This window comes from Chitinophaga sp., from assembly GCF_036566945.1.
In the GTDB taxonomy this organism is placed as follows: Bacteria; Bacteroidota; Bacteroidia; order Chitinophagales; family Chitinophagaceae; genus Chitinophaga.
This window is the reverse complement of the sequence record NZ_DATCVJ010000769.1, coordinates 1-8,413: the sequence shown is the minus strand read 5'-3', so window position 1 is coordinate 8,413 and position 8,413 is coordinate 1. Positions and strand designations below refer to the sequence as shown.

Below are 8,413 nucleotides of genomic sequence, written 5' to 3'. Positions count from 1 at the left end.
GGCGTAGTTCCGAAAACGATGTGGAACAAACTGAACCCGGCAGATGAAAACAATTTGTGTTCCTGGGCCATGCGTTGCCTGCTGATTGAAGATGGCAACCGGCTCATACTGGTAGACAACGGTATTGGTGATAAACAGGATGCAAAATTCTTTAGTCACTATTACCTGCATGGCGATGCTACACTCGACAAATCCCTCGCCGCACACGGCTTTCACCGGGATGATATCACCGATGTATTCCTGACGCACCTCCACTTCGATCATTGCGGCGGCAGTATTATCAGACAAGGCGACCAACTGGTGCCGGCGTTCAAAAATGCGATTTACTGGAGCAATGAAGATCACTGGAAGTGGGCTACACAGCCTAACGACCGGGAAAAAGCTTCCTTCCTGAAAGAAAATATTCTGCCCATACAGGAAAGCGGGCAGCTGAAATTTGTGGATCACCTGGAAGGCGTTTCCTTTGCAGATAACATAGCAATCCGTTTTGCCAACGGCCATACAGATGCTATGATGCTGCCACAAATCCGCTATAAAGACAAAACGATCCTCTACATGGCGGACCTGCTGCCTTCCATCGCACATATTCCGCTGCCTTATGTGATGGCATATGACATGTTTCCACTGAAAACATTGCAGGAAAAGAAAAGCTTTTTGCAAGAAGCCAACGATCAACAATACGTGCTGTTTTTTGAACACGACCCGGTAAACGAATGCTGTGTGTTACAACAAACCGACAAAGGCATCCGTGCCGGTGAAACTTTTGCCTTACGCGACCTGTAGCTTAGCTGTCAGTCTGTCACAATTTATGCTGCTGCATTATATTTGATAGAACAGGTTATGGCTATACACATAACAACAGATAATAAATTGAAAAAACTGATCGTTGTGGGCGACCGCGTGCTCATCAAGCCAACTACTCCCCACGATCGCACCAGCAGCGGATTATATCTCCCTCCCGGCGTGCAGGAAAGAGAAAAAGTACAGCGGGGCTATGTTATTAAAACCGGGCCTGGTTATGCGATTCCTGTACCGGCCGACAATGATGAAGCCTGGAAGCCGGAGGAAGACAAAGTAAAATACATCCCATTACAGGTAAAAGAAGGTGATTTAGCCATTTTTTTGGTGAGTGGGTCTACGGAGGTAGTATACGGAGAAGAAACCTATTATATAGTACCGCAGGGCGCTATTCTAATGCTGGAAAGAGAAGAGGATCTGTAAAGCAATCCTGATCCGGTGATGATATAAAGAGGCGGTATCAAAAGTAATTTTACCCGGTTGGTTCCGGATAACTGATGAACAGAAAATTCGTTTACACGATGTTGCTGTCAATCGAATTACTTTTGATACCGCCTGTTTTAATTTATGCAGGAGGGTAGTCTTTATCCCCAATCAACGACTAGGGTCTATACTCCAGAATATCTGCCGGCTGGCATTCCAGCACCCTACAGATTTCGTCTAATGTGGAAAAGCGTACTGCTTTTGCTTTGCCACTTTTCAATATACTAAGGTTCGCCATCGTAATGCCTACCTGCGCACTCAGCTCTGTAAGCGACATTTTTCTTTTAGCCAGCATCACATCCAGATTTACGATTATTGCCATAATATGTTTTATATAGTAAGCGCCTCTTCTTCTTTGAAAATTATGGCCCGTTTAAAGACTGTGGACAGTATATAAAACGCCAGGATGCCCATCAACGGCTCCCAGCAACCACCAATCAACGTTGTCAACCTAAAGGCTATGCTATGCGTACTCCCCAACGGACCAAACACAGATAACGATGAAAATATGATTCTGGTAAGCATCACGGCTAATAAAATGTAGAGTATCCCTCTTACATACATTAAGTTTTTACGGGAGATAATCTCTCTGTTTGAAGTACCTCCTACTAATTTAAATAGATACACCGCCATTAACAGGTAAAGTGTCCCCACTATAGAATGTTGCACGACCATGGCTTTTAAACCTGGTATTTCGGGCAACTGCGACAGCAGTCCGGTTTGAAACATGTAAACGGCATACCAAATAACAGAAATAATTCCAATCGCTGAGGAAATCAATATCGCTATTTTTAAAGGCAGTGGCGAGAATTTAATTTTCATATGAGATGAGATTAATAAAAGGAAGGATAATAAATTTGAAGCTCAACCGCTAACTGTCACTGATTGCAGGTACGACCGGTACGGATCAAATTTAGTCGGCATCACATCCAGATCTACGATTATTGCCATCGTACATTTTAAATAGTAAGCGCCTCTTCTTCTTTCAGTATTACAGCTTTTTCAAAAACTTTGGCCAATATGTAAATGATCAGCATCCCCACCAGTAACTCCCAGGACGAACTTATGATACCCAGCAACTGGAGCGCGAGTCCCAGGGCAGAGCCCATAAAAACAGCGGTCATCATCAGCACAATAACGACCTTAACAAATAGCAACGCCAGTAAAATATATTGTATCCGTTTTACTCTCGCTAAATTTTTACGGGAAATAATTTCTTTATTTCTACCAACACTGGCAAGCTGAAAAAGAGTGACAGCTATAACCAGGTAAAGGCCAATCATTATAACATATTGCGCAAATACAATGGCTAAACCCGAAGGAAGCCCCACCCGGAACCTGAACCCCGTTCGAAACGAATGAAGTAAATTCCAGCCCACAGTACCACTACCGATCAATGCGGCAATCAGGATCACTATTTTTAAACTAAGTGGCGACGATTTAAATTTCATATGTAGTCGGATTAATAATCCAAACCTATTGCAATTTTATCGAAAATCAAAATAAATTTATCGTTTATCAATAAATAATAAACGATAAACAGTACTCAACGAAAGGATAAAAATTTGAAACTCAACCGCTAGCTGCTTTTTATTATCTTCATAAAAAAAAATACGTCATGGCCAATCAGGATGCATTTCTGGATTATATCAAAAGCGGCTATACATTTCAAGGCGAGCATTTCAAACTCGGCTGTGCCATGTTGAACGGTGAAGTAGTAACCGGTGCAGATGTATTCCTTCCTCTTAAAACCCTCAATCGTCACGGACTGATTGCAGGTGCTACCGGTACGGGTAAAACCAAAACCCTACAGGTAATAGCAGAAGGCCTGAGTGATGCCAGCGTACCGGTATTACTGATGGATATTAAAGGCGACCTGAGTGGCATTGCCGCCGCAGGTATTTCCAACCCTAAGATTACAGAGCGCTACAAAAAAATTGGCGGCACCTGGAGTCCGGCGGGCTATCCTGCTGAACTGCTGTCGCTCAGCCAGGAAAAAGGCGTGCGCTTACGTGCCACCACCAGCGAATTTGGTCCTGTTCTGTTATCCAAGATCCTGGAACTGAACGACACGCAAGCAGGACTGGTAGCCATGTTATTCAAATACTGCGATGATAATAAACTGCCTTTACTGGATTTAAAAGACTTCAAAAAGGTATTGCAATACGCCAGCGACGAAGGCAAAGCCGACCTGGAAAAAGATTACGGTAAAATATCTACTACCTCTACGGGCACTATTCTGCGTAAGGTAATAGAACTGGAACAACAGGGTGCTGCTACTTTTTTTGGGGAGAAGTCATTTGAAGTGGATGACCTCATGCGCATCAGTGATGACGGTCGTGGTATCATTTCTATTTTGCGCGTAAATGATATACAGGACCGTCCCAAACTCTTCTCCACCTTCATGCTTAGCCTGCTGGCGGAATTATATGCCAGCTTGCCGGAAGAAGGAGATCTGGATAAACCCAAGCTGGTGATGTTTATAGACGAGGCACACCTGATCTTCAATGAGGCCAGCGATGCCCTGCTCAAACAAATAGACACGATTATAAAACTGATCCGCTCCAAAGGCGTGGGTATTTTCTTCTGTACCCAAAACCCTATGGACGTTCCGCCCTCTGTGCTGGGCCAGTTGGGGCTGAAGGTACAACATGCACTGCGTGCTTTTACTGCCAACGATCGCAAAACCATCAAACAAACAGCTGAAAACTATCCGTTATCGGACTTCTATAAAACAGATGAACTGATTACGCAGATAGGCATCGGCGAGGCTTTGATTACCTGTTTAAATGAAAAAGGCGTACCTACTCCCCTCGCCGCCACCATGCTGGTATCTCCGAGATCGCGCATGGATGTATTAACGCCCGCAGAAATCGATGGCCTCGTCACCAATTCCAAACTGGTAAAAAAATACAGCCAGGAAATTGACAGCGAAAGCGCCTACGAACTATTAACGGCCAAGCTACAGGAAGCAGCAGATAAAACAGCGGCACAGGAAGCAGCGCCCAAAGCCAGCGGAAAACAAAAAGAAGAAAAAGGTTTCCTGGAGCAGGTAATGGACAGCTCCGCAGCGCGACAGGTAGGTCGTACAGCCGCCAACGTGATCACCCGTAGTTTGCTCGGCGCACTCGGACTGGGTGGCCGCAGCAGCAAAAGCAAAAGTTGGTTTTAATTATGCAACCGGCAGCTATAGGCTGCCAGCTTACATCAACATATAAAGAGTATGAGTAGAATTATTAAAACGGGCGTATGCTCGTACGGCATGTCAGGACAAATCTTTCATGCCCCGTTCCTGCATGTAAACCCGGGATTTGAATTTACAGCGGTAGTAGAAAGAAGTAAACATCTGGCGCAACAACGCTATCCTAACGTTAAAGTATATACGAGCGTTGAGGATATGCTGGCCGACAAAGACCTGGAGCTGATTGTAGTAAACACACCCAATTACACCCACTTCGACTATGTGAAAGCAGCACTGGAAGCAGGAAAGAATGTGATCGTGGAAAAACCTTTCACCGTACATGCCAAAGAAGGTGAAACCCTGGCTGCGCTGGCCGCAGAAAAAGGATTGCTGCTGAGCGTATATCACAACCGCCGCTACGACAGCGATTACAAAGTAGTGAAACAAGTACTGCAATCCGGTCAGCTGGGCGATGTACTGGAAGCCGAAATACATTACGACCGCTTCAAGGAAGAACTGAGCTATAAAAAACATAAAGAGCTAGGTGGTCCTGGTACCGGTGCACTGTATGATCTCGGCTCTCACCTGATCGATCAGGCCATTACCCTTTTCGGTATGCCTAAGTCAGTATTCGCCGACATCCGTATTATCCGCAAAGACTCTGTAGTAGACGATTATTTTGAACTGGTGCTTTACTACGATCATCTGCGTGCGCGTGTTAAATGCAACTACCTTGTACGTGAAGCCCTGCCAGCCTACCAGCTGCATGGCCGCATTGGCTCCTTTATCAAAACGAAATCGGATATACAGGAAGCACAATTGCAAAAAGGACTGTTCCCGAATAGTCCTGACTGGGGCGCAGAAGCACCACATGAGTGGGGATTACTGCACACTGAAATTGATGGTAAAATAGTGAAGCAGTTCGTTCCGGGCGGCAGCGGTAATTACATGGATTATTACCAGGGCATCTACGAAGCGCTGGTGAATAAGGCCGCTAATCCGGTACCACCACAGGATGCTATTAAAGTAATCAGGGTAATTGAAGCTGCTTTTGAAAGCAGTAAAGAAGGGAAAGTGATCCACATTTGATTTTGTCTTTCCCAGGATTATACTGATTTAGATGATTTCCCAGATTTTTACTTTTTGATTTTATAGGATTTAAAAAAGATTAGCGAGGACGATGTGGGTATCCGCATTCATCTTCGCTAATCTTTTTTAATCCTGAAAAAACAACATCTGGAAAATCATCTAAATCAGTATAATCCTGGGAAAGACAAAACTCGCTAAAATCCTACGCGCAAGACAATCTGCCAGCGTCATCCCGTATTACCAGCCCTTCTTCATTGAGGAATTGCAATACTTCCATCAGATCACTGCGTTTTACATCAGGCATTTTGCTTTGCAGTAAACTAAACAACAATGGTTGTTCTTTTAGCAGGGAAATAACGGTATCGGATATACGTTTAAATGCGGCAGCATCCATGGGCTGGGCTTTCTTCTTTAAACAGCTATCGCAAACGCCGCAATTGCCGATTTCCTTTTCTCCGAAATAGCTGACTATTTGCTGGGTACGGCAGGTATTACGGTTACGGGCATACGCAAACATAGCTTCGAGCCTGTCGGCATATATTTTTTTACGCACCTCTACGCGGGCCATGTTAATACGCAATTGCTGCGACGACACACGTTCCTGTAAAAAGCACAGCTGTGGCTCATCGCGGCGGGGGTGGTATTTCAGAATACCATATTGATGCAACTGTTGCAGTTGCGCTGCAATGTCATCATCTTCCATCAGCATCATGCGGCCTATTTGTCGTTCGTACACCGGCACGGCGGTATCAAAAATACCTTCATAGGTGCGCAGCAATGCTTTAATGATTTCTTCCAGTGCGGGGTAAGCATTTTCAAATTCGTACAGCGATTCCTTGTTGGTCACAAATTCGGCCCGGGAAGGCAGAAACACGCTTTCGCTCAGTTGCAGCACACCTTCCTGTTCCAGCAGTTTTACGGCGCTGTAGGTAATAGTGAGGTTGAGCTGAAAAGTGCGGGCAAAATCGTTGATATCAAAATCGAAGTACATTCCTTCTGCACTGCCTACCGGCACCTGCAGGTAGTTCACGATGCCCTGATATACTTCACGGATTTGTTCGAGTGTAGGAAATTGCAGCGCAATTCGTTCCTGCATATCCGTTAGTTCGTCTTCATTGTACAGTGCTACCGCGTATGCTTTCTGTTCATCGCGACCGGCGCGCCCTGCCTCCTGGTAGTAAGCTTCCAGGCTATCGGGCATATCATAATGTACAACGATGCGCACATCCGGCTTATCGATCCCCATACCAAAGGCATTGGTACAAACCATGATACGTGTTTCGTTATTGATCCAGGCTTCCTGTCTCGCGGCCCGTTCTGCCTGTGGTAGCCCGGCGTGGTAGTAACTGGCGGGAATGCCCTGTAACTCCAGCAGGGAAGCTATCTCTTTGGTTCGTTTACGGTTACGGCAATACACGATGCCACAACCGGGTACCCGATCCAGTATATGTTTTACTTTATCAATTTTAGTGGCTTCTTCCAGTACACTGTAAGAAAGGTTGGCGCGCGCGAAGCTTTTGGTAAATACTTTGGCATCGTTCATCAGCAGCTTATCGCAGATATCTGTTTGTACTTTCGGCGTAGCCGATGCCGTAAGTGCCAGCACGGCGGCTTCCGGAAAGAAACTACGTATATCCGCAATCTGTAAGTACGCCGGGCGGAAGTCGTAGCCCCATTGAGAAATACAATGTGCTTCATCTACCGCTATCAGGCTTACCGGTAAGCCATCACAATAGGTCTGAAAAAGTTTGCTCTGGAGCCTTTCGGGAGATACATACAAAAACTTACATCCTCCGCGGCGGGCCGCTTCCAGGATTCTTTCCACTTCTTTGTACTGCATCCCTGAATAGATGGAATATGCCGTAATACCTCGTTTTTTGAGATTGGCGACCTGGTCTTTCATCAGGGCAATGAGCGGTGTAATAACCAGGCACAAACCGGGTTTCATCATGGCTGGTACCTGGAAACAAATAGATTTACCACCACCCGTAGGTAACAGTGCCAGTGTATCCTGTCCTGCCAGTATGGAGTTTACAATATCTTCCTGTAATGGTCGGAACTGGTCGTATCCCCAGTATTGCTGTAATATGGCGACGGGCGTATTCAAATAAAAATTTAATGGTTAAGGCGAAGATACGCGGAAATTGTCTTCCACGCGGGAGATGATAGATGCGAGTTTTTGTCTTTCCCAGGATTATACTGATTTTGATGATTTTCCAGATGTTGTTTTCAGGATGAAAAAAGATTAGCGAAGATGAATGCGGATACCCACATTTGTCTTCGCTAATCTTTTTTAAATCCTATAAAATCAAAAAGTAAAAATCTGGAAAATCATCAAAATCAGTATAATCCTGGGAAAGACAAACTACGCGTCTATCACATTTTTATACCTCAACCGAATAGAATTCACGGCGAGTACCACATCCGATAATCCCATGATACCAGCGCCCACAATAGGGTTCAGGAATCCGAGGGCGGCTACCGGTATCGCCACTACGTTATAAATAAACGCCCAGAAGAGGTTCTGTTTAATCGTCAGGTAGGTATGTTTTCCCAGACCCAGTGCCAGCGGCAGGGTGCCCAGGTTATTATTCAGCAGTACTACATTGGCGCTTTGCATGGCTACCTGGGTAGCATCGCTGAGCGAAATACCGATGGTAGCTTTAGCCAGTGCAGGGGCATCGTTGATACCATCTCCTACCATGGCGGTAGGGGCGGTTTTCATGAGTGCATCAATTTTCTGCAGCTTCTGTTCCGGCGACTGCTCCGCGTATACTTCTGTGATGCCTAGTTTCGCTGCCAGCTCCTGACATTTACGGGCGGTATCACCGCTGAGCAAAATGGAGGTAATGCCTGACTGTT

General features: G+C 45.4%; 9 protein-coding genes. 4 read left to right on the top strand and 5 right to left on the bottom strand.

The window, feature by feature from the left end; genetic code table 11:
- Both VIP81_RS23225 and VIP81_RS23220 read left to right on the top strand, forming a co-directional pair.
- Positions 1–783 (top strand): MBL fold metallo-hydrolase (locus VIP81_RS23225; RefSeq protein WP_331967002.1); only part of this gene is annotated, 783 nt, incomplete at its 5' end.
- 57 nt (positions 784–840) lie between these two features.
- Entirely contained in the window at positions 841–1,221 is a 381-nt protein-coding gene (locus tag VIP81_RS23220; protein ID WP_331967000.1) for a co-chaperone GroES family protein, read from the top strand.
- Between the two features lie 178 nt (positions 1,222–1,399).
- On the opposite strand, the gene VIP81_RS23215 is transcribed toward VIP81_RS23220, so the two are convergent.
- The 3 genes from VIP81_RS23215 to VIP81_RS23205 all read right to left on the bottom strand — a co-directional run bounded on the left by VIP81_RS23215 (position 1,400) and on the right by VIP81_RS23205 (position 2,732).
- Positions 1,400–1,603: a helix-turn-helix transcriptional regulator gene (locus tag VIP81_RS23215; RefSeq protein WP_331966998.1), complete on the bottom strand. Its 204-nt coding sequence runs from the start codon at positions 1,601–1,603 to the stop codon at positions 1,400–1,402.
- 8 nt (positions 1,604–1,611) lie between these two features.
- Positions 1,612–2,103 carry a DUF2975 domain-containing protein gene (locus tag VIP81_RS23210; RefSeq protein ID WP_331966996.1) on the bottom strand — a complete coding sequence of 164 codons (492 nt, stop codon included), beginning with the start codon at positions 2,101–2,103 and terminating at the stop codon, positions 1,612–1,614.
- Between the two features lie 137 nt (positions 2,104–2,240).
- Positions 2,241–2,732 carry a DUF2975 domain-containing protein gene (locus tag VIP81_RS23205; RefSeq protein ID WP_331966994.1) on the bottom strand — a complete coding sequence of 164 codons (492 nt, stop codon included), beginning with the start codon at positions 2,730–2,732 and terminating at the stop codon, positions 2,241–2,243.
- A gap of 167 nt (positions 2,733–2,899) precedes the next feature.
- On the opposite strand from VIP81_RS23205, the gene VIP81_RS23200 reads away from it, so the two are divergent.
- The gene (locus VIP81_RS23200; protein ID WP_331966992.1) at positions 2,900–4,453 is read left to right on the top strand and encodes a helicase HerA-like domain-containing protein; all 1,554 of its coding nucleotides are present in this window, start codon (positions 2,900–2,902) and stop codon (positions 4,451–4,453) included.
- A gap of 51 nt (positions 4,454–4,504) precedes the next feature.
- The gene (locus VIP81_RS23195; RefSeq protein ID WP_331966989.1) at positions 4,505–5,551 is read left to right on the top strand and encodes a Gfo/Idh/MocA family oxidoreductase; all 1,047 of its coding nucleotides are present in this window, start codon (positions 4,505–4,507) and stop codon (positions 5,549–5,551) included.
- Positions 5,552–5,753: 202 nt separating this feature from the next.
- On the opposite strand, the gene VIP81_RS23190 is transcribed toward VIP81_RS23195, so the two are convergent.
- Together VIP81_RS23190 and VIP81_RS23185 are read right to left on the bottom strand one after the other, a co-directional pair.
- On the bottom strand, positions 5,754–7,658 hold the full coding sequence (locus VIP81_RS23190; protein WP_331966987.1) for an ATP-dependent DNA helicase RecQ: 1,905 nt from the start codon (positions 7,656–7,658) through the stop codon (positions 5,754–5,756).
- A gap of 258 nt (positions 7,659–7,916) precedes the next feature.
- A partial coding sequence (locus tag VIP81_RS23185; RefSeq protein ID WP_331966985.1) for an HAD-IC family P-type ATPase occupies positions 7,917–8,413 on the bottom strand: 497 nt, incomplete at its 5' end.